This window comes from Streptomyces sp. NPDC007875, from assembly GCF_042868035.1.
GTDB classification, from domain to species: domain Bacteria; phylum Actinomycetota; class Actinomycetes; order Streptomycetales; family Streptomycetaceae; genus Streptomyces; species Streptomyces antimycoticus.
In genome coordinates this window covers 1-25,536 of the sequence record NZ_JBIADZ010000058.1, presented here as the reverse complement: position 1 = coordinate 25,536, position 25,536 = coordinate 1, and the positions used below count along the sequence as shown (strand labels likewise).

Annotated in this window: 18 protein-coding genes and 5 pseudogenes; 16 read left to right on the top strand and 7 right to left on the bottom strand. The window is 66.1% G+C overall.

Going from position 1 to position 25,536, the window contains the following annotated elements; genetic code table 11:
• Nucleotides 1-1,058 precede the first annotated feature (1,058 nt).
• The 8 genes and pseudogenes from ACFYOY_RS48010 (at nucleotide 1,059) to ACFYOY_RS47975 (ending at nucleotide 13,843) form a co-directional block, all read left to right on the top strand.
• Entirely contained in the window at nucleotides 1,059-1,409 is a 351-nt protein-coding gene (locus ACFYOY_RS48010; RefSeq protein WP_351904889.1) for an SseB family protein, read from the top strand.
• Complete coding sequence (locus ACFYOY_RS48005; protein ID WP_388594365.1) at nucleotides 1,396-1,950, top strand: hypothetical protein; 555 nt, start codon at nucleotides 1,396-1,398, stop codon at nucleotides 1,948-1,950. Before ACFYOY_RS48010 ends, ACFYOY_RS48005 begins: the two co-directional genes overlap by 14 nt.
• Nucleotides 1,947-6,323, top strand: coding sequence for a putative T7SS-secreted protein (locus ACFYOY_RS48000; RefSeq protein WP_388594363.1), 4,377 nt, complete (start codon nucleotides 1,947-1,949; stop codon nucleotides 6,321-6,323). Before ACFYOY_RS48005 ends, ACFYOY_RS48000 begins: the two co-directional genes overlap by 4 nt.
• Before the next feature lie 365 nt (nucleotides 6,324-6,688).
• A pseudogene (locus ACFYOY_RS47995) lies at nucleotides 6,689-8,379 on the top strand (IS1182 family transposase).
• 705 nt (nucleotides 8,380-9,084) lie between these two features.
• Entirely contained in the window at nucleotides 9,085-9,639 is a 555-nt protein-coding gene (locus tag ACFYOY_RS47990) for a hypothetical protein (protein ID WP_351904898.1), read from the top strand.
• A gap of 96 nt (nucleotides 9,640-9,735) precedes the next feature.
• Nucleotides 9,736-11,208, top strand: coding sequence for an NUDIX domain-containing protein (locus ACFYOY_RS47985; protein WP_351904901.1), 1,473 nt, complete (start codon nucleotides 9,736-9,738; stop codon nucleotides 11,206-11,208).
• 29 nt (nucleotides 11,209-11,237) lie between these two features.
• Entirely contained in the window at nucleotides 11,238-12,473 is a 1,236-nt protein-coding gene (locus ACFYOY_RS47980; RefSeq protein WP_388594361.1) for a M15 family metallopeptidase, read from the top strand.
• 761 nt (nucleotides 12,474-13,234) lie between these two features.
• Entirely contained in the window at nucleotides 13,235-13,843 is a 609-nt protein-coding gene (locus tag ACFYOY_RS47975) for a hypothetical protein (protein ID WP_237510814.1), read from the top strand.
• A 229-nt stretch (nucleotides 13,844-14,072) separates the two neighbouring features.
• Here the strand turns inward: ACFYOY_RS47975 and ACFYOY_RS47970 are convergent, their stop codons facing one another.
• Both ACFYOY_RS47970 and ACFYOY_RS47965 read right to left on the bottom strand, forming a co-directional pair.
• Nucleotides 14,073-14,198, bottom strand: coding sequence for a hypothetical protein (locus ACFYOY_RS47970; RefSeq protein ID WP_272933406.1), 126 nt, complete (start codon nucleotides 14,196-14,198; stop codon nucleotides 14,073-14,075).
• Between the two features lie 522 nt (nucleotides 14,199-14,720).
• Entirely contained in the window at nucleotides 14,721-15,014 is a 294-nt protein-coding gene (locus ACFYOY_RS47965) for a group II intron maturase-specific domain-containing protein (protein WP_388594369.1), read from the bottom strand.
• Nucleotides 15,015-15,249: 235 nt separating this feature from the next.
• Between ACFYOY_RS47965 and ACFYOY_RS47960 the strand changes: the two are divergent.
• The 7 genes and pseudogenes from ACFYOY_RS47960 to ACFYOY_RS47930 form a co-directional block, all read left to right on the top strand.
• Nucleotides 15,250-16,346, top strand: a pseudogene (locus tag ACFYOY_RS47960) (integrase core domain-containing protein).
• Between the two features lie 804 nt (nucleotides 16,347-17,150).
• Nucleotides 17,151-17,498 carry a DUF6247 family protein gene (locus ACFYOY_RS47955; RefSeq protein WP_351904950.1) on the top strand — a complete coding sequence of 116 codons (348 nt, stop codon included), beginning with the start codon at nucleotides 17,151-17,153 and terminating at the stop codon, nucleotides 17,496-17,498.
• The gene (locus ACFYOY_RS47950) at nucleotides 17,495-17,755 is read left to right on the top strand and encodes a hypothetical protein (RefSeq protein ID WP_351904932.1); all 261 of its coding nucleotides are present in this window, start codon (nucleotides 17,495-17,497) and stop codon (nucleotides 17,753-17,755) included. The genes ACFYOY_RS47955 and ACFYOY_RS47950 overlap by 4 nt, the downstream gene beginning before the upstream one ends.
• A 249-nt stretch (nucleotides 17,756-18,004) precedes the next feature.
• Entirely contained in the window at nucleotides 18,005-18,268 is a 264-nt protein-coding gene (locus tag ACFYOY_RS47945) for an integrase core domain-containing protein (protein WP_351904935.1), read from the top strand.
• A gap of 107 nt (nucleotides 18,269-18,375) precedes the next feature.
• Complete coding sequence (locus ACFYOY_RS47940) at nucleotides 18,376-19,086, top strand: GntR family transcriptional regulator (protein WP_351904938.1); 711 nt, start codon at nucleotides 18,376-18,378, stop codon at nucleotides 19,084-19,086.
• A 40-nt stretch (nucleotides 19,087-19,126) separates the two neighbouring features.
• Nucleotides 19,127-20,134, top strand: a complete 1,008-nt coding sequence (locus ACFYOY_RS47935; protein WP_351904941.1) for a 1-aminocyclopropane-1-carboxylate deaminase — start codon at nucleotides 19,127-19,129, stop codon at nucleotides 20,132-20,134.
• A 133-nt stretch (nucleotides 20,135-20,267) separates the two neighbouring features.
• Nucleotides 20,268-21,000, top strand: a pseudogene (locus ACFYOY_RS47930) (pyruvate dehydrogenase); the annotation flags it as partial.
• Nucleotides 21,001-21,156: 156 nt separating this feature from the next.
• Here ACFYOY_RS47930 and ACFYOY_RS47925 read toward each other — a convergent pair.
• Both ACFYOY_RS47925 and ACFYOY_RS47920 read right to left on the bottom strand, forming a co-directional pair.
• Nucleotides 21,157-21,696 (bottom strand): annotated as a pseudogene (locus ACFYOY_RS47925) (integrase); the annotation flags it as partial.
• A 519-nt stretch (nucleotides 21,697-22,215) separates the two neighbouring features.
• Nucleotides 22,216-22,368 (bottom strand): dihydroxy-acid dehydratase, encoded by a 153-nt coding sequence (locus tag ACFYOY_RS47920; RefSeq protein ID WP_388594356.1) that lies wholly within the window; start codon nucleotides 22,366-22,368, stop codon nucleotides 22,216-22,218.
• 87 nt (nucleotides 22,369-22,455) lie between these two features.
• On the opposite strand from ACFYOY_RS47920, the pseudogene ACFYOY_RS47915 reads away from it, so the two are divergent.
• A pseudogene (locus ACFYOY_RS47915) lies at nucleotides 22,456-22,778 on the top strand (IS256 family transposase); the annotation flags it as partial.
• A gap of 294 nt (nucleotides 22,779-23,072) precedes the next feature.
• On the opposite strand, the gene ACFYOY_RS47910 reads toward ACFYOY_RS47915, so the two are convergent.
• From ACFYOY_RS47910 to ACFYOY_RS47900, 3 genes are all read right to left on the bottom strand, one after another.
• Nucleotides 23,073-24,059 (bottom strand): transketolase family protein, encoded by a 987-nt coding sequence (locus tag ACFYOY_RS47910; protein ID WP_388594353.1) that lies wholly within the window; start codon nucleotides 24,057-24,059, stop codon nucleotides 23,073-23,075.
• Nucleotides 24,056-24,916 (bottom strand): transketolase, encoded by an 861-nt coding sequence (locus ACFYOY_RS47905; RefSeq protein ID WP_388594350.1) that lies wholly within the window; start codon nucleotides 24,914-24,916, stop codon nucleotides 24,056-24,058. The genes ACFYOY_RS47910 and ACFYOY_RS47905 overlap by 4 nt, the downstream gene beginning before the upstream one ends.
• 200 nt (nucleotides 24,917-25,116) lie before the next feature.
• The gene (locus ACFYOY_RS47900) at nucleotides 25,117-25,437 is read right to left on the bottom strand and encodes an antibiotic biosynthesis monooxygenase (RefSeq protein ID WP_351906747.1); all 321 of its coding nucleotides are present in this window, start codon (nucleotides 25,435-25,437) and stop codon (nucleotides 25,117-25,119) included.
• Nucleotides 25,438-25,536: the final 99 nt, after the last annotated feature.

The window sequence follows — 25,536 nt, the reverse complement described above, 5'->3', positions numbered from 1 at the left end:
CTCACCGGGTTCTGCGCACCCGAATACTCGGCGGCGTGATCAACGAGTACAGATACGCCGCCTGACCGGGAACGACGAGTTTCCGAACGGCACAGCATCGCGAACGCCCGGCCGCCGCACCCGTTGCCCACGCCGATCACCGGTCCGGAACAGAAGACCGGCCCCGACATACGAAGACCCGACCGCCTCGGCGGCACCCTCCACGCATACCGGCATACCCCATGACCTGCACGGATGGGATTTCCGGCAAGCGCTCGTCCGCTTGGCACACTATTTTTCGCCGAGAAACCCCCGCCGACTGTCTCGCCACAGCGCTCCAGAGCCGGATACGGCACTCGCACCCTGGGAGTGACCTACCTGCCGGCGGACGCCAAGGGGCTTTGCCTCGCCTTGACACAGGTCGCTCGCCACGACCAGGAAGCCCGCGTGCGACCTGCCTGCGAAAACCGACTCAGCGACATCACCGACAGTCCCCCCACCCCTGTCGCACGGGGAGCACGACACCGTGCTCCCACCCTGAAAGGAGGTCGAGAGCCGACAAGGGCCCTTATGCCTCTCGATGCACAGAGCATCCGAAATCAATGGGGTGACGCCAGGGGCCTACGGTTGACGACGGCACACAGGGCGCGGTACGGCACCGCACATCTACCGCATCGGGTGACGGACAAACCGGGCGGCGTTGACACGTCTGCGAGTTGGGAGCACGAGGGCTCCCAGAGGGCTCCTCATCGCTCCCAGCCCGGAAACGGTTAAGGCCGCCCCCGCTACCCGCGGAAACGGCCTTCGACCTGCGAAAATGCTGGTCGGGACGACAGGATTTGAACCTGCGACCCCTTGACCCCCAGCCGCGCGGCAATTATCCTCTTATGTTCCACTTTAAGACTCTCGCGGACCTGTCGCGCCGTCAAGCTCCATACGAGGTCATACGCTGCAGTCGTCAAGTGGCAACCCTGTGCGCCCCCGCAGGCGTGGACTCACAGGGAATGTGGGACGTGTGTGCGAGGATTCGCGGCGGGTGTTCATTCAGTGACGACCCGAGTGGGCCGGGGAGGGAAGAGTTGTCGTTACGTGACCTGATCCGTGACGAAATGGCCGCGTCGAGGCCTCGTTCGGAACGGCTGGCGGCGCTGCGGTTGGCGCGGCTGTATTTTCAGCGGCCGGATGAGCCGGGCTTCCTGGTCTCGGGTACGGAACAGGGGCCGGTGGTGCCGGTTTTCACCTCCTTGGAACGGCTCGCGCTGTTCGCCGGACCGTGCGGGTGGGCGTCGACAACCGTGGCGGATCTGGCGGAACTGCTGCCCGAGGGCGTGCGCGCGTTGGTAGACCCGCTGGGCCCACGGGCGTTCGTGCTGGACACCGAAGCGCTCCAGTCCACCGATGGTCAGGGGGAGCACGATGACGGAGCATGACGGGGGAGCATCGAGCTCCGGTGGACCGAAGCCGGGTGATGGCTACAAGATCGAGATCGCGTCGGTGCGTAAGGTACTGCAGCCGCTGGAGGAGTCCGTCGTCGCCGCCCGCAAGATCAAGGGCGACTGGAAGACTCTGGCCGAGACCATCCAGAACTCGGCCGACTTCGACATCTACGACTCGGCCGAGAAGATGCTCTCGTCCTGGGGCTTCGGCATGGGGCGCGTGGCCGAGCACACGAGCACCGTGGTCGAGACACTCCGGCAGGTCATCGCCGCCTACATCATGGCCGACCTGCTGCGCATCAAGGACTTCTCCCCGACCGCGCACAACATGGCCAAGCTGCCCTTCGGAGAGGCGGGTCTGAAGGCGTGGCAGGCGGGGTCCCGGCCGAAGTTCGATCCGCCGCCTGAGATCTATCAGGAGCCGTGGCTCGACGACGGCGGGACCGGCGGTACCCAGGACGTGCCCACCAACCCCCGCAAGCGCTACGACGGCGGCTGGGAAGTCGACGGCGGGTCGAAGGGAACGATCGCATGACCCAGCGCGATGCCACAGAGGGCGGCGCGACCGAGCGGATACCGCCGAATGCCAAGCCATCAGAGGTGATTTACGGCAGCCCGTCGGATATCGAGGACCTGGCGGTCAAGCTGCGCGCGTACGCCGGCGCGTTCAAGGACGGGCAGGACAAGCTGGACGTCCTGTCCCTGATGGACTGGACCGGGGCCGGTGCGGAGGGTTTCCAGGACGCGATCCGCAAGCTCCCCAGGGAACTGGAATCCGCTCAGACCTACTTCAAAGCAGCCGCGAACGCCCTGGACGACTACGCCGAAAAGCTGCGCTCGGTCCACAACCGCGTCAAGCCGATCATCGAGGACGCGGACGACGCCCGGGCCGCCTCCAAGCGCTACTGGAACAAGGTCACGGACTACAACGCAGCCGTCGACCGGAAGGACGATCCGCTGCCGGAACGTCCACCGGAGGACGACCCGGGCTTGGCGGCACTGGAAGGCTGCTACAGCCGACTGGACACGTTGGAGAGCGAGCTCCAACTCGTCATCGACGCGGCCAAACGCAAACTCGACAAGGCTGCCAAGGAGGCCCCGGACAAGCCCCCGACCCCCAAAGGCTGGGACAAGTTCAAACAGACCCTCGGGGACTACGCCGGCGGTACCGCCGACACCCTGGGCAGCTGGTACGACGATTTCGACGACCTCGTCCATGACGGGCCCGATGGTCTTGGCCTACGGCTGGCAAGCACCGCAGACGGCGTCGCCTACGCCGCCGAACACCCCAAGGAGTTCGCCAAGGCAGTCACCAACTGGGACGAATGGCAGCGCAACCCCGCCCGCGCCGCCGGCCAGCTCACCCCCGACCTCCTCCTCGCCCTTGCCACCGGCGGCACCGGCGCCGCACGCCGCGGCGCCAACGCAGCCAAGAACGCCACCCAACGCCTGCTCAACCGCGAACGTGCACTCCGCCGCGACGGCAGCGCCCGCGATCGGACGGACACCGATCCAGGCCGGAATGACACGCCCAACAGGGAGCGGCGCAAGACCGGCGAGCCGATCGACGTGGCGACCGGCGAGATGGTCATGTCCGCCACCGATGTCACCCTGCCCGGCGCTCTGCCGCTGGTCCTGAAACGGCACTACGTCTCCGGGCACCCGTGCGGAGGCTGGTTCGGCCACACCTGGGCCGGCACACTCGATCAACGCTTGGAGATCGACGACGCAGGCGTCGTCTACATCACGGACGACGGCATGCTCCTGACCTACCCAGTGCCGGAACCGGACGTGTCGACGCTTCCCTCCTCCGGCCCACGCTGGCCACTGTGCTGGGACGGCAAACCCGACGGCACCTTCACCATCACCATCCCCGAACACAACCGCACCCTCCACTTCGCCCCGCTGCCGACAGGCGGCCGAGAGCTGGCTCTAACGGCGATCAGCGACTGGACCGGCGGAGGCGACCGCATCGACGTCACCTATGACCCACAGGGCGTGCCGACAGGGATCGTCCACTCCGGTGGCTATCACATCGCGGTCGACACCGATCCGAAGCTGCTGCGGATCACGGCCCTGCGTCTACTGCACGGCGAAGACCATGAACACAGCACCACCCTGATCTCCTTCGGCTACAACACAGCCGGTGACCTGACGGAGGTCATCAACTCCACTGGTAAGGCGCTGCGGTACCAATACGACGACGAACACCGCGTCACATCATGGACGGACCGCAACGGCACCTCCTATGCCTATGTCTACGATCATCGAGGCCGTGTACTGCGCGGTATCGGACCGGACGGCATCCTCTCCGGTCGCATGCACTATGACGCCCAGGCCCGGACCACGCGCTACACCGACTCCCAGGGCGACACCACCACCTACGTCTGCAATCAGGCATACAGGGTCATCGCGGAGATCGACCCTCTGGGTAACACCACCCGTACCGAATGGGACGTGGACAACCGGTACCCCCTTGCCATCACTGACCCATCGGGCCACACCGCCCGCTACCGCTACGACGACCACGACCGCCTGATCGCCGTTGAACGGCCCGACGGAAGCGTGACGGAGGCGGCCTACGACGACCGGGCCCTGCCTCTGGAGATCCGCGAACCAAACGGCGCCAGATGGCGACACACCTACGACGACCGCGGTGCGCGCACCTCGACCACCGACCCCAGCGGTGCCACCACGCACTTCACCTACAACGCGTCCGGACACCTGTCGACAATCACCAGCCCTCTCGGACACACCACCCGGGTCACCACCAACGCGGCCGGCCTCCCCATGGCCATCACCGACCCCTTGGGCAACACCACCCGCGTCCGCCGCGGTCCGCACGGCCACGTCACCGCAATCATCGACCCCTTGGGTAATACCACCCGACAGGGCTGGACCATCGAAGGCAAACCTGCCTGGCGCGAGGGACCAGACGGAGCCCGAGAGAAGTGGCAGTGGGACACGGAAGGCAACCTCGCCCGCCACACGGACCAATCCGGCCACACCACCACCTATACCCACACCCACTTCGACAAACTCGCCACCCGCACCGACCCCGACGGCGCCCACTACGCCTTCACCTACGACACCGAACTCCGCCTCACCGAAGTCACCAATGCCCAGGGCAGAAAGTGGCACTACACGTATGACTCCGCGGGCCGCCTGACCGAGGAAACCGACTTCAATGGCGCGACGCGCACCTACGAACCCGATGCGGCAGGCCGCCTCACCGCCTGGACCAACGCACTCGGGGAAACACTGCGCTACACCCTGGACCCGGCAGGGCGCGTGGTCGCCCAGTGTGACGAGTCCACCGGTGAGGTGACGACCTATGCCTATGACGTGAACGGCTCCCTGTCTCGTGCGGCGAACGCGGACACGGAGCTGGTCGTAGAGCGCGATCCGCTCGGCCACATCATCTCCGAGACAGTCAACGGCCGTACATCCACGTACGGTTACGACTCAGTGGGCAACCAGACCCACCGCACCACCCCCTCCGGTCTCACCTCCACGTGGACCTATGACGCGGCGGGCTTGCCATCCACCCTCACCACGGCCGGCCACACTCTCACGCTCACCCATGACGCGGCGGGCCACGAAACCCAGCACACCACAGGAGACGTCACCCTCACCCAGGGCTGGGATGAGACGGGCCGCCTGGCAGTCCAGACCATCACCACCTCCCCCAAGGAGCACCTGCTCCAGCACCGGGCATACACCTACCGTCCTGACGGCTACGTCACCCAGATCCGCGAACTCACAACCGGCACCCGGCGGTTCTCTCTCGACGCCGTGGGGCGGGTCACGGGCGTTCAAGCACATGGCTGGACGGAGAAGTACGCCTACGACACTGCGGGCAACCAGACCCATGCCACAGCACCGGACCACCCCGCGGCCGGTGAGCGCGTCTGCGACGGCTCCCTCATCCGCCGCGCCGGCCGGACCAGGTACCGGCACGACGCAGCAGGCCGCCTAGTCGAGAAGACCCGCAAACTCCTCAACGGTCAGACCCACACCTGGACCTACACGTGGAACACCGAAGACCGCCTCACCAAAGCCACCACCCCGGACGGCCAGGAGTGGACCTACACCTACGACCCGCTCGGCCGCCGCACATCAAAGAGCAGCCAGGGTGAAACCACCGTCACCTTCACCTGGGACACCAGCCGCCTTGCCGAACAGACCACCGCCGACGGCCTGACCCACACCTGGGACTACTCCCCCGGTACCCACCGCCCCCTGACCCAGACCAACCAGGAACTGGGCTCCACCCGCTTCCACACCGTCATCACTGACCCCATCGGCACCCCCACCGAACTCATCACCCCCGACGGCCACCTGGCCTGGCAGCACCGCACCACCCTCTGGGGCACCCCCCTCCCCACCCCACCCGATGCCACCGCCTGCCCCCTCCGCTTCCCCGGGCAGTACGCTGATCCCGAAACCGGCCTAAACTATAACTATCACCGTTATTACGACCCCGAAACCGCCCACTACCTCACCCCTGACCCCCTCGGCCTCGCCCCAGCACCAAATCCCCAGGCTTACGTGCGCAACCCTCACACCCGGCAGGACCCACTCGGTCTTGAAGGCTGCGACGAGGATGTCTACTCCATCGAAGATCACGTCATTCCTCGTCATACGCGAGGTGGCGCCGAAGCAGATGCAACGAAATCTCTGTTTGACGATGGCGTAGACCTCGGAGAGTTGGCCACAAGGAGCGCCGGGCAGATCGGCCACTACCAGGCCGCTACCGGAAATATTCGGTACTTCATTACAGACAGAGACATAGTGGGGGCCGACCGGCACGGCCTCCCGACGAAAACCTACACAATCGTTCGTGATGGCATAGATGGAGAATTGATCACCATGCATCCAGGACTCCCGCGCGACTTGGACCCCTGATGATTAAAGTCGACGTAAGATCAGGCAAAGGAGATGTCGTGGCATCCGTTGCCGCAGACTCAGAGTTTGATCCAGTTCTCAGCGGTGTGGATCGTAAAAGGTATCCGATCCTCGGCCACTTGGATCCGTATGGGGATACGGTGCTGAACCGACTCCAAGTGCAATCCTTGCTGGAAGAGCTTTCCGAAGTGAGGTCCGATCCGGAAATCGTGTCAGCAGAATTCGCAGACACGCTAGTGATGCTGTGTCACAAGTGCCTACAGCGACCCCATCGATTTCTGCGGTTTGTGGGAGAGTAGGAATCAGAGATCGCGACGTGCAGCAGCCCGTAGGACTCTGTTGGTCAATGTGATGGTTCACCTGAAATGACCTTCGGGTGCGGTGGACACTGCTCGTTGTCGGGTCTGTTTCCTGGGGGCGAGGGGGAGATCATGTCGATGCGTCCGTTGCCTGCGCCTGCGGTGCCTGAGTCCACGGCGAGGGTCGCCCGTGCTGCGTTCCCGCGCGGGTGTCTGGCCATGCGGATCAGGGACGAGTTCGGGGCGGTGTTTGAAAGCGAGCGGTTCGTGGCGGCGTTCGCACATCGAGGTGGTCCGTCCGTGTCTCCGGGGATGCTGGCGCTGGTGAGCGTGTTGCAGTACGCCGAGCGGCTGACCGACCGGCAGGCCGCTGATGCCGTGCGTGGCCGGATCGACTGGAAGTACGCCCTCGGCCTCCAACTGGCCGATCCTGGCTTTGATTTCTCGATGCTCAGCGAGTTCCGTGACCGGCTGATCGCCCACGGCCTGGAGCAGCAGATCCTGGACGCCATCCTCGCGCAGTGCAGCAAGCGGGGCCTGCTGCGGGCCGGCGGCCGGGCCCGCACCGACTCCACCCATGTCATCGCCCGCATCCGTGACCTGAACCGGCTGGTGTTCTGCGCAGAGACCATGCGCTGCGCCCTGGAGGCTCTGGCGGTGGCCGCTCCCGCCTGGCTGGCCGGCACCGACGCGGTCAACGCGGACTGGCTCGCGCGCTACCGGCAACGCGCCGACTCCTACCGGCTGCCCAAGGGAGAAGCCGAGCGCACCGCGTTCGCCGAGAACGTCGGGGGCGACGGCTACGAACTCCTCGACACTCTCGACGATCCCACGACCCCCGCCCACCTCGCCGGCCTCGAGGCGGTCGTGCTCCTGCGCACCGTGTGGGCCCAGGAGTACCAGCGCGACGCCCGCGGGGTGCGCTGGCGCGGAGACAAACAACGCCCTCCGGGAGCGGCACGCATCGTCTCCCCGCACGATGGGAACGCGCGCTGCGGGGTGAAGCGGGGATCCGCCTGGGACGGCTACAAAACGCATCTCACCGAGAGCTGCGACGACGGCCTCCCCCACCTGATCACGTGCACGGCCACCACACCCGCCACGACGGACGATCACCAGCTCACCGCCGCCGTCCACGATGCCTTGACCGAGCGGGGGCTGAAACCGGCCGAACACTACCTGGACGGCGGCTACACCAGCGCGAAGATCATCCTTCACGCTCGTGCACTGGGCGTCGAGGTCATCGGGCCGGTCAGGCAGGCCGGCGGCCGACCGGCCCTGCAGGGCAGCGGCTACGCCGCCACCGACTTCCGCATCGACTGGCAGACCCGGCAGGCGACCTGCCCGCAGGGCCGGATCAGCACCCGCTGGAGCGACACCGTCATCGGCGGCGAACCCCGCGTCCACATCGACTTCTCCCGCGCCGGATGCACCAGCTGCCCGGCCAAAGACACCTGCACCACGGCCGCCTACCGCGTCCTGACACTGCTCCCGCGCGAAGAGCACGAACTCCTCCAACAACGTCGGGCAGAACAGCAGACCGAGGAATGGAAGAAGCGCTACCACACCAGGGCGCCGGGGTGGAGGGCACCATCTCGCAGGCAGTGCGGCGCACCGGCACCCGGCGCACTCGCTACCGCGGCCTCGCCAAAACCTCTCTGGCCCAGGTCCTGACCGCAGCCGCACTCAACCTCTACCGACTCGACGCCTGGTGGACCGGAACCCCGCCGGGCACGACAGAGGGCGCGGCGTCCTGATCGTCGAGACAGCGTACCGAATTCACGCATACCACTATTCAGAAGAGTCTTTCACACCGGAGAGATACAGGCCAAAATGAGAGCAAGGATTCGAATCCAGTCATGTGATCCAGGAAGCCTCTCGTTGAAGCTTACGCCTGCACAGGCAGCCCTGTTCCGAGAGTGCATTGTGCTCACCATGGAGGCCCATGACGGAGACGCCATGACAGAGCTCTGCACGGGCAGCCCGAGGAGGGAACTGGAAAGGATCACGAAAGAGGTAGCACGTGTGCCGGAAAATGCATCTGGCGCATGCACCTTCACACTCAGGCAACTCCACTCAATTTACGCCAGCATTACACATGCGGTCGTGGCGCTGCCGTCAGAAGAAACCTTTCACATTCGAACCGGATTTTACCGCGAAAACGCCATCGCGTTGGCCAATTCCATGAGGTCAGCTGTGCACGATTGCCTACACTCGGAACCGTAATGAGACGGTAGCCTGCACTGTTTGGAAACTGGGGCCGAGAAGTCATCCGCACTGTTCAGGCCGCGCGCTGGTACTTGTGGAGCTCACGCGCTCGCAGCGACAAGCGGTGGAACACTGCAAGACGGAGATCAGGAAAGCTGTCAGGAAGCTCGGCAGGCGAAATCAGGCGGAGGAGCAGACTGAACGGGAGCGGCGCGAGGACGCCAAGAACCAAACTTGCCGCAAGGAATGAAGCGATGACATTGCATTCCGATGTGGCCGAGCTGCTAGCGGGGGCCGGCATCATCGATGTGGACGTCGACGATGCCGTCGCGGACGAGCACGTCCGATCGTCCGCGTACCAACGCGTCGTCTCGGTAACCGCCTCCTCACGGAGCCGCGACCGAGACCGCACGATTGTGGCCACGATCCTGCGCGACCCCATCGAGATGGTGTCCAAGACGGCGGTGGTCGACCTCTTGGACAGGATTGCGATGAAGGTGACCGGTCCTGCCGAGTTCCGGCAGTGGTCGGCCGAACTACTGCCGGAGATCGACCAGCTCAAGACGGAAGGGAACCGCGAGTTCATCCGCCGCCGCATCCACGACTGGCTGTTCTACCTGTCCATCGAGGATGGTCATATGCCGACACCGGCCGAGTTGGCGGAGATCACGGAGTGGATGCAGCGCTTCCTCGCCGAGCATTCGACGTCGCCGGCGGTACTCGCCCTGGTCGCCGAGTCAGGCAGCAGAAAGAAGATCCGAAACATCGCGAAGAACCGAGCCGGGAGCCGCAAACTGAGAACCCAATGAGCCGGTAGCGGCAATTGGTAGGCGCACCGACTGCCTTGACCCCAACCCCGTCCACCTCGCCTCCTTCCCGCCCCTCGTCCCTCTGAGGGAGTCCCCATGCCGTTGTCGCACCACCACATCCGCACCGCCGTCGATACCTACCTCGCCCGTCACCCTCACGAGCGCGAGCAGCTCAGCGTCCTCCTGGACGCCCTCGTCCGGACCGGCGAGGACATCGCCAGCCGCTCGACCTTCACCGGGCACGTCACCTGCAGCGCGATCGTCGTCGACCAGCTCGGCCGCGTCCTGCACGTGCTGCACCTGGCCAGCGGGAAGGCCCTCGCCCCCGGCGGACACACCGAGCCCACCGACGACTCCCTGGCAGCGGCAGCGCTGCGTGAGCTGCACGAGGAGACCGGCATCCCGTCTCGGGCCGTCACGCCGTGGCCGGGCTACGAGACCGTGCCGCTGGACATCGACATCCACGACATCGACGCCCATCCGGGCAAGGGCGAGCCCGGACACCAGCACTTCGACCTCCGGTTCCTCTTCCGTCTGCAGACGACCGAGGTGTCGGTCGTGCTGCAGGAAGAGGAGGTCGGCGGCATCGAGTGGCGTCCCGTGGACCGGGTGACCTCCCCGGCACTGCGCGAGAAGCTGCTTAAACTGCCGCTCCAGGTCGAACCGGAGACGGCCAACGCCTCGGCCCTGATCTACAACGACCGCGGCGAGTACCTGCTCCATCTCCGCGACTACTTCCCCGGTCAGATCTGGGAGCCGGGCATGTGGTCCCTGCTGGGCGGCGGCCGAGAGCCCCAGGACGCCACCCTGGAACACACCGTGCGGCGCGAACTGGCCGAGGAAGCCGGCCTCGATCTCGCCGACCTGTCCCCGTTCGGCACCGAGTACGCCTCCCACGACGACGGCACGACCGTACCCATTGCCATCTACGCAGGCCGCTGGAACGGCGACCCGCGCGAACTCCGCCTGACCGAAGGAGTAATGCTCGCCTGGTTCGCCCCCGACGACCTCCACCGCCTGCGCATCGCGGACACGACCAGCGACCTCGTACGGCGCCACGCCGCCAGCCTTCCGGCGGCGCAGAGCGCGCCGGAACCCGAGGAGGAACGTCTGGCTTCGCCGCACGGCACGGTCCCCAACATCATCGGCGTCCACCTCTACCTGGAACGCCCCGACGGGACGGTGCTGCTCGGGCTGCGCCACCCCGACTCCGCGTTCGCGCCATCCACCTGGCACGTCCTGGCTGGCCACTGCGAGCAGGAGAACGCCATCGCCTGCCTGATCAGGGAGGCGAGGGAGGAAGCCGGGCTGCACATCGAGCGCCAGGACGTGGAACTCGTCCATGTCGTCCACCACATCGGTAAGCCCAGGAACCCTCCCCGCCTGGGCCTGTTTTTCCGCCCCCGTACCTGGAGTGGCGAGCCGGTGCTGCGCGAGCCGGACAAGTGCACCCAGTGGAAGTTCTGGGATCCCGCCGCCCTTCCCTACGACCTCGTCCCCTATACCCGACTGGCTATCGCGAAGATCCAGAACGGCGAACTGTACAGCGAGACGGGCTGGCCCACATGACCGGCGCATCGACCGATGCATCCAGTCGCGTGCCCGCTGCGACAGCGGCCGGGCGTCCAGATACCCGCCTCGTGGTGATCCGCGGCAACTCGGCGTCCGGCAAGTCGAGCGTGGCCCAGGGCCTGCGAGATCACTACGGCCGCGGTATCGCGATCGTGGGCCAGGACGTGATCCGCCGGAACGTGCTCAGGGAACACGACACCGCGCGAGGCGCCAACATCGCCCTGCTGGGCACGATCGCACGCGCAGCCCTCGACGCCGGCTTCCACGTCGTACTCGAAGGGATCCTGTATGCCGACCGCTACGGCCACATGATCACGTCTCTGGTACAGGATCACCGCGGTGTCTCCAGGTGCTACTACCTGGACGTGCCGCTGGAAGCGACGTTGGTACGGCACGCGTCAAAGGCGGATGCCGCCTACCTGGCACAGGTCACCGACGACCATCTCACCTCCTGGTACCGCGAGCTGGACCTGCTGCCCGGCGGTCTGGAGACCGTGATCCCGGCCGACAGCACGCTGCAGGACACCGTCGCCCGGATCGTCCGCGACACCGATCTGACCGCTGCCGCCCCCACCTCGCCACCTCAGCGCAATCCGTCACAGGGAGACTCGATGATTCCTCTGGTGCTGATGTCCGATCCGCAGGTCGCGGCGATCCCCGTGCGCGAGTGCGGAGAGCCGCTCGTCGACGTACGCGACCACGACTTCCGCGTCGACCCCCGCAAGCAAGACCCGCTGGGGGCGTTCGCCCACGTCCGTGAAGGCGTCCTGGCCCGGTTGAAGCACGCCCGCTCGCTCCTGCCCGCCGGCACCGACCTGCTGTTCATCGAGGGCTACCGGCCGCTGGCCCTCCAGCAGCGCTACTTCGCTGATTACCGTGACGAGCTGGCCGCCGCTCACCCTGGCTGGACACCTGAGCAGCTGCACCAGGCCGCCAGCCGGTACGTGTCGCCGCCGGAGATCGCGCCTCACTCCGCAGGCGCGGCCGTGGACGTGACCCTCGTCGACCAGGACGGCCACGAACTCGACCTCGACACCCGCGTCAACGCCTCTCCCGAGGAGAGCGACGGCACCTGCTTCACACACGCCCCGAACCTCAGCGAACACGCGCGCCACCACCGCACCCTGCTGCTCAACGCCATGGAGGGCGCGGGATTCACGAACTATGGGACCGAGTTCTGGCACTTCTCGGCAGCAGACCGGTACGACGCCCTGATGCGGCAAGAGCCGCACGCGCGCTACGGACCGGTCGAACTGCCGTAGCACGCCCACGGACTCGTCCGCGTCGCGCCTCACGACCGCGACGGGCGGAAAGCATCGAACGGAGGCATGTATGCCTGACGACACCCAGCAGATGCGGGAGGCGTTCCAGCAGATCCGGAAGATCGCTCCCGGACACTTCCGGATGCGGTCTGAGCTGTTCAAAGGCAGGGGAGGTCAGAGATGATGCGTCGGCAGGCACGGGCAGTCCAAGGTCACAGAGCGTAGAGAACTCCATGATCGCGGACGTCCGTGCCTGCTGTGTACCGAACCCCGCCCAACATGACGGGACGTCAGCAACCGGGTGGGTCAGCCGACTACGCCGAAGTCCTGACCGAAGAGGGCGCGGTAGTACGCGACTTCCGGTTCGCGCTCCATCCAGATGTTGCCGGTGGGGGTCTCCGTTGTTGCGTTGTCGGACCATCCGGTTGGTTTCCGCTGCGCTCTTCGAGATGCACGACGAATGGATCGCCTTACCTCGCCGCCACCTCCCCGAAGGTGATATGGGTGACATCTGTCGCAAACTCCCTTTTAGCTCCTCCGCGCTACCCAACGCACCGAAATGCGACCGCCAGTTGATCCCCAACAGCATGACGAGGGACACTACCTGGCGGATGCGTGTTCCCGACCGAGTGGCACTCGCTTCGGTATCCTCCCGCGCAGGTCATCGGAGGCCATTTACCCAAAGATTACTGGGCAGTTGAGCTCGGGGTTTCGTGGTAGCGTCCTCGTTCGGAGGGACAGTGCAACCTGAAAGGGAAATCGTGAACACGGAGAAGATCGCCGCTCGCCGCCTCTCGCTGGAAGAAGTGACGAAGCTCGGTGTGAAGGACAGGCTCTTCATTTCCGCCGACACGGCAGAACTCAAGATTCCCGACTGCTATGTCCCTGCTTTTCTGACCAAGTCCGGTGAAGATTTCGAGGGCGGCTCGATCACAGCGAGAACCGTATTCCAGGAAGAGGTCTCCTGCCTTCCCGACGACGAGAATGAAGCCGGAATCTACTTGGCCGACGAGAACGGCTCGGTGACCATCGAGGTCCTCCAGTCTGCCGGTGTCGTGCTGGACCTGGCACTTTTCGTCCCTGGTGGGGACAAGGGAGCCCTCACGGCCCTTTACGCTGCGGCCCGGCAAGCCTTCGGCGCCGACACCGTGCAGATCTGGCGCCAGGGCCTCAAGGCGGTTCCCGACGTGAAGGTCGACATCTTCGAGGAGCAGATTCCCCGGGGGCGCAAGGGGACCGACAGCCCCAAACGTGACCGTCGCGCGTTCGACACCTACCCCACCCGTGCAGACTTCATCGAGTTCTCCGCGGGGTGGAAGCCGGTCATTGAGATTCACAGGCCGATTGTTGACGACACCCCGACCATCTGAGGCGGCGTTACCTCTCGGTCTCGGCCTGAGAGAACGCCGAGAACGCCTGCGCCGGACCCGGTCGACCCCTGAGCGGCCCGGGGAGCCGTCGGAAAATAACTCACGAACGACGAAGCGCCGTTCCACTCGATGACCTCGCGAGACAGACCGCCTGACCAAATCAAAGCCTGAAGTTATTCTGCGACAGCCCTCAGGGCTTCGCCGTAGTCGAGTGACGTCCACTTCGTGCTCAGGCGAGGCCGAGGAGCATGAGGGGTCGGCGGGCGTCACGCGCATTGCGGCGACGGCCGGAGGCGATGTTCTTCGCGCCGTTCAGTCGCAGGGCGCCGACCGCGAGGTTGCGCCAGGTCGCCATAGCGCGGGGTGCGCTGTCAGTCCGCCACCGCGCACGCGGTCAGGTCGAGGACGACGGCCAGCGTGTGCCGCACTCCTCGCAGCCGGATCATCTGCTATCAGCCCGAACGCCCAGCCCAGCCGCTCATCCCATGCACGAGCGTCGTCCGCATCTGCACCTGTCTCTTCAGCCACGCAGGGGTCATCCCCCGGCACCGGCGGGCTCCGCCCGCCGGTGCACGGAGACGCAGGCCACCGAGGCGCAATGGACATGAGACAGGAACCATCCGCTCGCACTCCCTTCACTGCAAGTGGTCACGAAACGGACGCCCGCCGACTACGCCGAAGCCCTGCCCCTCCCTCCCCAAGCCCAAGCACGCCTCAGACAACGGGCCTCAATGAGGTGATCGCCGCGGGCGTCGAGTCGAGCAGTCGACGGTCAGCCGGAGCGCGTGATGGGTCGGGTCGCCCGGGGGAATCTCACCCCCGGGCTCCCACAGAACCGTGCGTAGCAGCCTCCGTTACACGGCTCTTGTCCTCCTGATCACCGGAACTCTGGTGCCCATGCCCATTGGGCGAAGAGCCTCGGATACTGGCGCGTGACGCGGTTCCAGCATGCGTGGGCCTTCTTGAACGACCTGAGCCGTCGATACTTCTTGCGGACCCATCGCATCAGGTAGGTGTTGATGCGATGGAGGAGGGGATGCAGCTCGGAGCGGTAGAACGCCCCGTAGTAGTTCATCCAGCCCCGCACGATCGGGTTGATACGTCGTGCGAGGTCGAAGAAGGTGAGGTGGATCTGCCGGTGGAGCCACCACGAGCGGATCTCCGTGTTGATCTTCTTCTGGGCGTCCTTGCTGATCGCGGGCAGGAAGCCGGTGAAGTTTCCCAGCTCATCGAGACGATCACGGGATCGGCGGCGCTCCCCCCACCCGGCGGCGCGGACGGTGCGCTTGCCGAGAATGCCATCCGCCCTGATGGGGCCAGTGCATGGGGTGCGGCGTGCATCGGTCGCGATGGCTCGAGTCGGCGCTCTCGCGTAGTCGGTGGTTCACGCGTCATGATGATCGACCGTGCTGCTGCGACTGGCCTACCTGGGAGTGACCAACGCGTTCGCGCTGCTGCGTCTGCTGCCGATGAGCGATCGGGACAAGGATGCGGAGATCCTGGCCCTCCGCCATCAAATCACGGTGCTCGAACGCCAACTCGGCGGTGCACGACCACGGTTCACTCCGAGCGACCGGGCGTTCCTGGCGGCGCTGCTGCACCGGATGCCGTTGTCCGCCCTGCGGCGTGTGCGATTGCTCGTGCGTCCTGACACGGTGCTGCGCTGGCATCGTGACCTTGCCAGGCGCCGTCATGCCGTCTTATCTCGGCCCAAGCGACCCGGTCGACCTCGTACCGTGCGCTCCATCCGGATTCTGGTACTGCGCCTGGCGAGGGAGAATCCGACTGGGGCTACAGGCGTGTGCACGGCGAGCTGCTCGTGCTGGGAGTGAAGGTGGCCGCCTCGACCGTCTGGAAGATCCTCAAGGAATCCGGCATCGATCCAGCTCCCGACCGGAGCTCCAGCACCTGGGCCGACTTCCTGCACTCCCAAGCCGACGCCCTCCTGGCCTGTGACTTTTTTGAGACGGTGACCCTGTCCGGCGCGCGGATGTACGTACTCGCGGTGATCGAACACAGCAGCCGTCGCATCCGGATCCTGGGCGCCACCGCACACCCGACCACCTCCTGGGTCACACAGGCGGCGAAGAACCTGGTCATGGATCTCGAGGATGTCGGATGCCGGGCACGATTCATGATCAGAGACAGGGACGGGAAGTTCCCCGTCCTGTTCGACGCTCTCCTCAAAGATACGGGCATCGAGGTCGTCCTCACCGGCATCCAGATGCCGAGAATGAACTCGATCATGGAAAGGTGGGTGCAGACCTGCAGACACGAGCTCCTGGACCGGACCTTGATCTGGAACCAACGCCACCTCCTCCACGCCCTACGGGAGTTCGAGGAGTTCTACAACTCCCATCGACCACACCAGGGCATCGCGAACGCCAGACCCCTACACCCACTGCCCACACCAATCAACGATCCCGACAAGTTACGCCACCTCGACATACGACGCCACGACCGCCTTGGCGGCATCCTCCACGAATACAGACATGTCGCGTGACCTGCACGGACGAGATATTCGGCAAGCGCAGGACGCCAAGGGGCTTTGCCTCGCCTTGACGCAGGTCGCTCGCAACGACCAGGACGCCCGCGTGCGACCTGCCTGCGAAAACCGACTCAGCGACACCACCGACAGTCCCCCCATCCCTGTCGCATGGGGAGCGCGACTCCGTGCTCCCACCCTGAAAGGAGGTCGAGAGCCGACAAGGGCCCTTATGCCTCTCGATGCACAGAGCATCCGAAATCAATGGGGTGACGCCAGGGGCCTACGGTTGACGACGGCACACAGGGGCGCGGTACGGCGCTGTAGGTGTACCGGATCGGGTGACGGACAAACCGGGCGGCGTTGACACGTCTGCGAGTTGGGAGCACGAGGGCTCCCAGAGGGCTCCCACTTGCTCCCAGCCCAGAAACGGTTAAGGCCGTTCCCGCTACCCGCGGAAACGGCCTCCGACCTGCGATGATGCTGGTCGGGACGACAGGATTTGAACCTGCGACCCCTTGACCCCCAGCTTTCTGTTACTTCCCGTATCGCACCGTAGCGCACCCCTGGGCGCCTTCCACGGTCCGCACCGCGCTCTGATGCGGTACAGAGAACGTTGCCTGTCATTTCATAGCCATAACAGGCCGCACAAGACCCGCCCGAGGGACTCTCTCGTAGGGCGTCTCATTCCTACCCAGCAGCCTGCCGTCACGATTCCCCGATGCCGTGGCGCCCACCATGCACCCGCTTGTCCACACGCCCACACCGATGGGCACCCGCGCGGTAGGGTACGACCAGCAATCCCTCGCATTGGAGGTCATCGTGAGCGCGCAGCCAGACGGCCCGCACGGACCGCTGATCCCCATGCCCGATCTCACCCCTGATGCACTGCGCGCGGCTGTGGCTCGGATCGCTCCCAGCAGGATCCCTGCACTCACCCAGCATCTCTTCGAAGCAACTACAAACGCACAACAGACACAGAGCCTCGCTCCCCTGCGGGCTTTCATCCACTCGTGGGCTGTGTTCATCGCCATCGAGCGACACCCGGAACGCGCAGCCCGCCTCCGCGAACTCGAGCGAATCGTAGATACGGCCGAACAAGACCCCACGACGGTCATCGATGAAATTCAGCAGATCCGCAAGACAGCGGAGGCCGAGGCCGGGCTGTGACCGACTGGACCTGGGAGTACAACCCCAGCGAGGAGCACGTCGCTGGCGGACTTGCGCCGGGCGTCGTGGCAGAGGTTGAGCGGATGGCAACCGAACTCGCGGCCCTCGGAGTTGACGCGGCAAAGGTGGGCCGCCCCTTGGACAGGGAAGGCGGACTCCGGGAATTCGACATTCTCGGCGGACGCGGCTTTATCAGCTTCCTCACAGTGGCGCGCCACCACTGCGTCTACGTCTGCAGCATCACCTGGTACGGCTGACGTCACCCGCGTTGCGCTCAAGGCAGGAAGATCAATCGGCCTGTCCCGCTCGGAAATACCATCACGCGACACCCCACCGGCCCCTGGGCTACCCAGCAAGCACGCAACTACCTCATCGACCTGGGCGACCATGCCGAGTCGATCAGGTACCTCATCCGGGACCGCGGCGCCTACTTCACCGACAGCTTCGACGCCGTCTTCCCGGCGACCGGCATACGTGTCATCCCCACGCTGCCCGCGGTGCCCCGAATGAACGCCATCGCCGAACGCTGGATCGCATCATGCCGACGCGAGGCCACCGACCGCATCCTGATCACCGGAGAACGCCGCCTCCGCCTCGTCGTCAGCGAGTACACGGAGCATCACAACAGACACCGGCCACATCGAGCCCTGGGACAACGGGCACCGGACCGACTGACCGAACTCGATCCACTCATCACCACGGACAAAACCCGCATCTCCCGACGCGATCGGCTCGGCGGCCTCATCCATGAATACACGCAGGTCGCATAGGGTGACACATTTTCCGGCACCCACAGGCTCGCTGGCGGCCCGACAACGTGGACCGCATCGGACTGACCCCCTTGACAGTCGCCATCATGCCGCGTGCAATATGTTGCATGCCAGTTCCGCAGAGCCGGGGGCTCGTTTCCAGGTCACTCCTTCGGGAAAACGCCTACCGGGCGATCCGGGATGCCATCATCGATGGCACGCTTGCCCCGGGCGAACGCCTCAACGACAGTGACCTGGTGGAGTGGCTGGGCGTCAGCCGCACCCCGGTTCGGGAGGCTCTGACGCGTCTGGAGCAGGCCGGCCTGGTCCAGACGAAACCCGGCCGCTACACCATGGTCAGCCCCCTGGACGTTCGCGCTGTCCGTGCCGCCCAGTCGGTGACGGCCGCCATGCACGAACTCGCCGTCCGCGAGGCACTGCCCAACCTGTCCGCCGCCGAGCTCGACGCCATGCGCGGGGCCAATGCACGCTTCGCCGACGCCCTGCGGCGCAACGACGCCGACGCGGCGATCGCCGCCGACGACGACTTCCACGGCGTCCCGGTCGCCGCCTGCGCCAACCACGCCATCCGTAGCGTCCTTGAGCAGTTCACGCCGGTGCTGAGGCGCCTGGAGCGATTGCGTTTCTCCTCGCTCAGTGGCCGGGGCTCGGTCGCGCAACATGACCAGATCATCGTGCTGTGCGAGGCCGGAGATGTCGAAGGGGCAGTAGCTGCCACCCGCGCCAACTGGCAGACGCTGGTGCCCCTGCTCGACGTCCCGCTCCCTGGCGGCGACAAGCTGGGCGGCGGCCCCGCCGGCATCGCTTCCCCGCACTGACCAGAGCCCCGCACCGGGCGCATCCCCTAAGGAGCCACAGATGTACCTCGACGCAATCGAGCGTTACCCCCTGCTGTTCGGACCCAGCCCCGTCCACCCCCTGGACCGGCTCAGCGGCCACCTCGGCGGTGCGCGTATCTGGGCCAAGCGGGAGGACTGCAACAGTGGGCTGGCTTTCGGCGGCAACAAGACCCGGAAGCTGGAGTATCTGCTTCCCGACGCCCTTGCCATGGGCGCGGACACCCTGGTCAGCATCGGCGGGGTCCAGTCCAACCACACCCGGCAGGTGGCCGCGGTCGCCGCCAAGGCCGGTCTGAAGGCCGTCCTGGTCCAGGAGAGCTGGGTGGACTGGCCGGACGCGGTCAACGACAAGGTCGGCAACATCCTGCTGTCACGCATCATGGGCGCCGACGTACGACTGGTCCAGGCCGGATTCGGCATCGGCTTCAAGGACAGCTGGCAGCAGGCCCTGGAGGACGTCCGGTCTGTCGGCGGCACCCCGTACGCCATCCCCGCCGGTGCCTCGGACCATCCGCTGGGCGGACTCGGCTTCGCCAACTGGGCCTACGAGGTGCAACAGCAGGAGTACGAACTGGGCGTCTTCTTCGACACGATCGTGGTGTGCAGCGTCACCGGCAGTACCCACGCGGGCATGATCGCCGGTTTCGCTGGCCAGGAACGACCCCGCCGCGTCCTGGGCATCGACGCCTCGGCCAAGCTCGCCGAAACCCGCTCCCAGGTGGAGAAGATCGCCCGCAACACCGCCGAACGCATTGGCCTCGGCCGGGACCTGCGCGACGACGAGATCACCGTCCTTGAAGGCTGGGCAGGCGACCTCTACGGAATCCCCATCCAGTCCACCCTGGACGCCATCCGGCTCACCGCAAGCCTCGAAGGCATGATCATCGACCCCGTCTACGAGGGCAAGTCCATGGCTGGACTCATCGACCTCGTGCGCAGCGGAGATATCCCCAAGGACTCCAACGTCCTGTACGCCCACCTCGGCGGCCAGCCCGCCCTCAATGCCTACAGCGGCGTCTTCCGCTGATCCGGGTACATAGCCGGTCTCCCCATCACGACCCTGAAGGCAGACCGACATGACAGACACCGTGGAGACGCATCCGCAGGCTCCGGCTACTTGTGAGGCTCCCAGTGGGCTGTGCGCTCCCGGACTCGACGTGATGGAGTCGGTGGAGCGCCGTGTCCGGTGGCTGTCGACAGCGATCATCGACCACGCGAACCGGGTGCGCCCGAATCCATCAGGACTCAAGGTGGGCGGCCATCAGGCATCCAGCGCGTCGATGACATCGATCATGACCGCATTGTGGTTCCACAACCTGACCGCGCAGGACTGCGTCTCGGTCAAACCGCACGCCTCGCCCGTACTGCCGCGATCAACTACCTGCTGGGCGAGCTGGACACCGCCCATCTGACCACGCTGCGTTCCTTCGGCGGCCTGCAAAGCTACCCGAGCCGCTCCAAGGACCCCGAGCCGGTGGACTACTCCACCGGCTCGGTGGGCATCGGCGCCACCGCCCCGACCAGCTGCGCGAACGGCTCCCCGGCACGGGACCGCTCGCCGGGGCAGTCACCGAGCTGATCGCGGAACTCGACGACACCACGCTCAGCGCAGCCGTGCGTAACTTGGGCGGACACGACCTGGGCGCCCTGCTGGAGGCATACGAGAGCATCGACGACACCCGCCCCACCGTGATCCTCGCCTACACACTCAAGGGACACGGACTTCCCAGCGAGGGACACCCGCAAAACCACTCCTCTCTTCTGACTGAGCAGCAGATGCAGGAGCTCGCCGCGCACTTGGAAGCCGACCTGGACGAACCATGGGCGCCCTTTCCCGCGGACAGTCCCGAGGCCGAGCTGTGCGCCCGCGCGTTCCGGCGGCTTCGCCGTCCGAAAGCCGCGCTGCAACAGCCTGAAGGGTGTCAATATGTCGATCAGGCTGGTGACCTGGACGCCTCCTGCGGATGGTGAGGCAGCCGGGGTGGCAGGGTGTGGCATTCGCTGAGCAGTCCGCCAAGTACGCGGCGGTGAACTTGCTGTCCCGGTCGCGAATGCGCAGGCGAGCAGCGTGTGGGCCTGGGAGCGCAGGAAGGCACGCCAGGTCTGTTGGGAGGCGCGCTGCGGTGCGGGCGGTAAACCGGAGCGGCGCAGGACGCCCCGGATCGTGGCGGCGGCAACCCGATGGCCAAGCCATCGCAGCTCGCCCTGGATCCTGACGTACCCCCAGGTCGAGTTCTCTCGCGCCAGGCGCTGGATGAGCGCGACTGTCTCTTCCTGCAACGGTGGACGACCGGGGCCGACCGTTGTCTGGCGCCACTTCCAGCGCACCAGACGGCGGTGCCAGGTCAGCAGCGTGCCCGGAGTAACCAGCCGATGGCGACGTAAGACGGTTGGCAGGTGCCGTACGAGAGCGGAGAGCACGGCACGATCGGCCCATGAGAGCTGCGGCCGCTCGATTTGCCGGCGAAGCACGGCGACCTCGTGGCGAAGCGCGAGGATCTCAGCATTGTTCGCGGCGGTCGATCGGCCCAGCAGGAGGAGGCAGCCCAGTAGTCGGCAGAAGATCAGGTAGAGCAGTCGCAGACCCACGATCACTGATCGTGCCCATACTTGAGCAATCGCAAAGCCCCTGGTCAACCACCGTACGGCAATAAAGACATCCTTCAGGTGCGGACGACACGTTCGTATGACGGCCGTCAGGACGCCTTGTACCGTACGCGTGCCGATCATCCGGGTACACCTTTTGAGTGGCGAGTCACCGTGGTGGCCGGACACCCCGTTCATCCACGTCCTCGCTCGATCGTGCCCTATCTCGCCACGGCCTGATCGCGTTATGGCGACAGCCGACGCCCGTGACATCATCGACGGGCTCCCGCACTGACTGGACACCGAGATCGTCACACCCGCCTACGCGTTCTCCGGCGGGCAACAGCAGCATCTGAGGCTGGCTCGGGCACTGATGGCCGATCTGGCGGGTCCCCGGCCAGGGGATGAACGGTGAGTTCGGCGGGGTTCAGCGGCGTGGTGAAACGGTGGTGGGCCTGCGCCGGGATGTTGGCGCAGGCCCACCGGGCGGTTGGCCGGTCGGGGGTTGGGGTCAGCGAGGCATCACCGCTCCCTGGTTGGCGGAGGCGACGTGCTGGGCGAGATGGTGTCGCCGTCCTGTACCAGGCCGATGGGACCGCCGCTGGCGGCTTCGGGGCCGACGTGGCCGATCGCGGGGCCGTGGGAGGCGCCGCGCCCGGCAGCCCGGGTCCTCAAGGTCCATGACCAGGTTCTCGGCCTATGATCCTGTGACGGTCATCGAGCAGGCCGACACATCGGCGTGTCGGTCGGGATGGCACACCCGTGCTCACGGTAGTCAACGCTGACGGTTCCGCACCATTCGGCTCCCTGATCGAGGAGATCATCCGCGAGGGCGCCCGGCGGATACGGGCCGCAGCCCTGGAAGCCGAAGTCAACAGGTACATAGCCGAGTCGGCCGATAGACGGGATAGCGACAGTCGCCGCTTCGTCGTGCACACCGGCTATCACCAGCCCAGGACGGTCACCACGGCCGCCGGGACGGCAAGGTACGTGCCCCACGCGTGAACGATAAGCGCGTCGACGAGGCGACCGGGGAGTGCAAACGGTTCTCCTCGGCGATCCTGCCGCCCTGGGCACGGAAGTTCTAGAAGATCAGCGAGGTGCTGCCACTGCCGGCCAACCGGCATGGCCCCAAGGGGAGTTAGATGAGCAGCTGTTCGTGTGGGGCAGCCGATCCGACCGGTCGCCCACCGTGTACCGCACCTTGCCAGACGAGTCGGCCTCCCGGCGACCCTTACCCCAGAAGTCGAACTCCGGGCGGCACTTCCCGGTCGGCTGGACCGGTATACCGCTACCGGCCACACGCCGGAATCAGCGCCCGCGACCGTGTCTACAGACTGGTGTGGGCCGCCCGGTCTGTTCCGGAGTACCTTGCGGATCTAGGCCAGCAGTGCTTCGCGGGCCTCGGTCTCGACTCCGGCGGCGTCCAGCCGGTAGTGCCGGTACAGATGCGTGGGCGGGCCGATGAGGCTGTACTGGTCCCGGATCCCGTGGCGGTGCAGCCGGACCGGCACGCCGTGCTCGCTGATCAGCTCGGCCACGGCGCCGCCGAGGCCGCCGAGCACATTGTGTTCCTCCACCGTCATCAGCAGCCGGGAACCTCGCGCGGCCTTGAGCACCGCCGCCTCGTCCAGCGGTTTGACGGTGTGCATGTCGAGCACCCCGACGCTGTACCCGTCCGCGGTGAGCGCCGCCGCGGCCTCCAGGGCGGGGTGGACCATGGAGCCGGTGGCGATGAGGGTGAGGTCGCTTCCGGTGCCGTGCTCGACCGCCTTTCCGATCTCCAGAGTGGTGCCGGCCGGGTAGACGTCCGGATCCCGGCCACGGCCGATACGGAAGTAGACCGGTCCCGGGTGGTCCACCGAGGCGCGCAGCGCCGCGGCCAGGGCCGCGGTATCGGCCGGTGCGATCACGGTGAGCCCGGCGATGCTCCGGGTGATGGCGAGGTCCTCGGTCGCGTGGTGGGAGGTCCCGTAGAAGCCCAGGGTGATGCCCGCGTGGTGGCCGATCAGCCGGACGGGCTGGCGGGTGTAGGCGACGTCGGTGCGGATCTGTTCGCAGGCCAGCAGCGCCATGAAGGACGCGAAGGTGGCGACGTAGGGCCGCAGGCCGGTGGTGGCCAGGCCCGCCGCGGTGGACACCATGTGCTGCTCGGAGATCCCGAACTGGAGGTACTTGTCCGGGTGGCGGTCCTGGAAGCGCACCAGTCCGTTGGAGTACTTCAGGTCGGCGGTGCCGACGACGACGGGATGGCCCTCGTCGGCGAGGTCGGCGAGGGTGTCGCCGAGGGCCTGAAGGCCCGGAGCCTGTTCCAGCAGGCTCAGCAGATGCCAGGATTCCGGCTGCAGACCGGGCGCGACGCTCACCGTGTCCCCCGCAGTTCGGCCAGGGCGTTGGCCTCGTCCTGCTCGGCCAGCCAGCCGAGATGCCATCCGAACTCGGACTCCATGTAGGAAATCCCCTTTCCCTTGACGGTGTTGGCGACGACCACGGCCGGACAGTCGCGGCCGGTGTCCTCGGCGAGCGAGCGCAGCAGGGTCAGCAGGGCCGGCACGTCGTGTCCGTCGGCCTCATGCGCCTGCCATCCGAACGCCCGCCACTTGTCCAGCAGTGGTTCGATCCCGGTCACGCCGTCGATGCGGCCGTCGAGTGAGTGGTCGTTGCGGTCGACGATGGCGACCAGCCGCCCCAGCCGGTGATGCGCGGCACCCAGGGCCGCTTCCCAGACCTGTCCCTCGTGCAGCTCTCCATCGCCGAGCAGGACGAACGTGGTGTACGGGCGCCCCTGGAGGCGGCCGCCCAGCGCCATGCCGGTCCCGGCCGACAGGGCGTGGCCGAGCGACCCGGAGCTGAAGTCGATCCCGGGGATACGGGTCATGTCCGGGTGGTCGCCGAAGGCGTTCCCCAGGCGGGTGTACTCGTCGAGTTCGGCCGCGTCGAAGAAGTCCCAGTCGGCCAGCAGCGGATACAGCGTGGCCGCCGCATGGCCCTTGCCGAAGAGGAACCGGTCACGGTCGGGCCAGTCCGGTTCTCCGCGCCGCAGCCGCATCACCCCGTAGTAGAGGGTGGCCAGGATCTCGGCGCAGGAGAATCCGGACGCGTAGTGGCCGGTCTTGGCGATCGAGATCAGCCGCACAGTTTCCAGGCGGGCGAACAGGGCCCGCTCCTCGATGTGCTTGATCAGTTCGCTGTCCGCCGGCGCGACCGGCGTCTGTGCAGTCATTCGGTGTCTCTCCCAGTCGGTGAGCCCAGTCGGCGAATCCAGTCGGCGAGTCCGATCGGTGGCACGGCCAGCTCCGGTCCGCACCACCATCGACTCATTGAAAGTTACCACCCACTGGACAGGTGGTCCATGCAGCGGGAATTAAGTTGCTACCGTCACAGCGGCCGCCGACCCGCGCAGCGGCCACACCGTGCCGAGGATCAGGTCACCATCGGGCACTTCCCCGCGCCGGGGCGGAGGAAGGTGACGTGCAGAGAAGAGGTGTATCGCTCCGACTCCGTCAGGAAGTACTGGGCGTGGGGCTGTTCCTGGTGCCGGTCGAAGGCGGCCTGGTCCTCGTACAGCTCGTAGAAGATCCGGGTCAGGGGCTCGTCGGGGACAGTGTGAACGATGTACGCGAGCGTGCCGGGCTCATGGACTTTGATGTCGGCAAGCATCTGCTCCACCAGTGCGTCGAAGGCGTCGGCACCCGCTTCGTCACGTAGCTCGAAACGGGCGACCAATGCGAAACCGCTGGTCATGCTCTCTCCGTAAGTTGTTAGGCGGCCCGGGAGGGCCGGGTGTGGCTGATGCTTTCTTGTCTTCAGTGGCTTCGAAGGAGTGGCCGCCCGGCTCTCCGG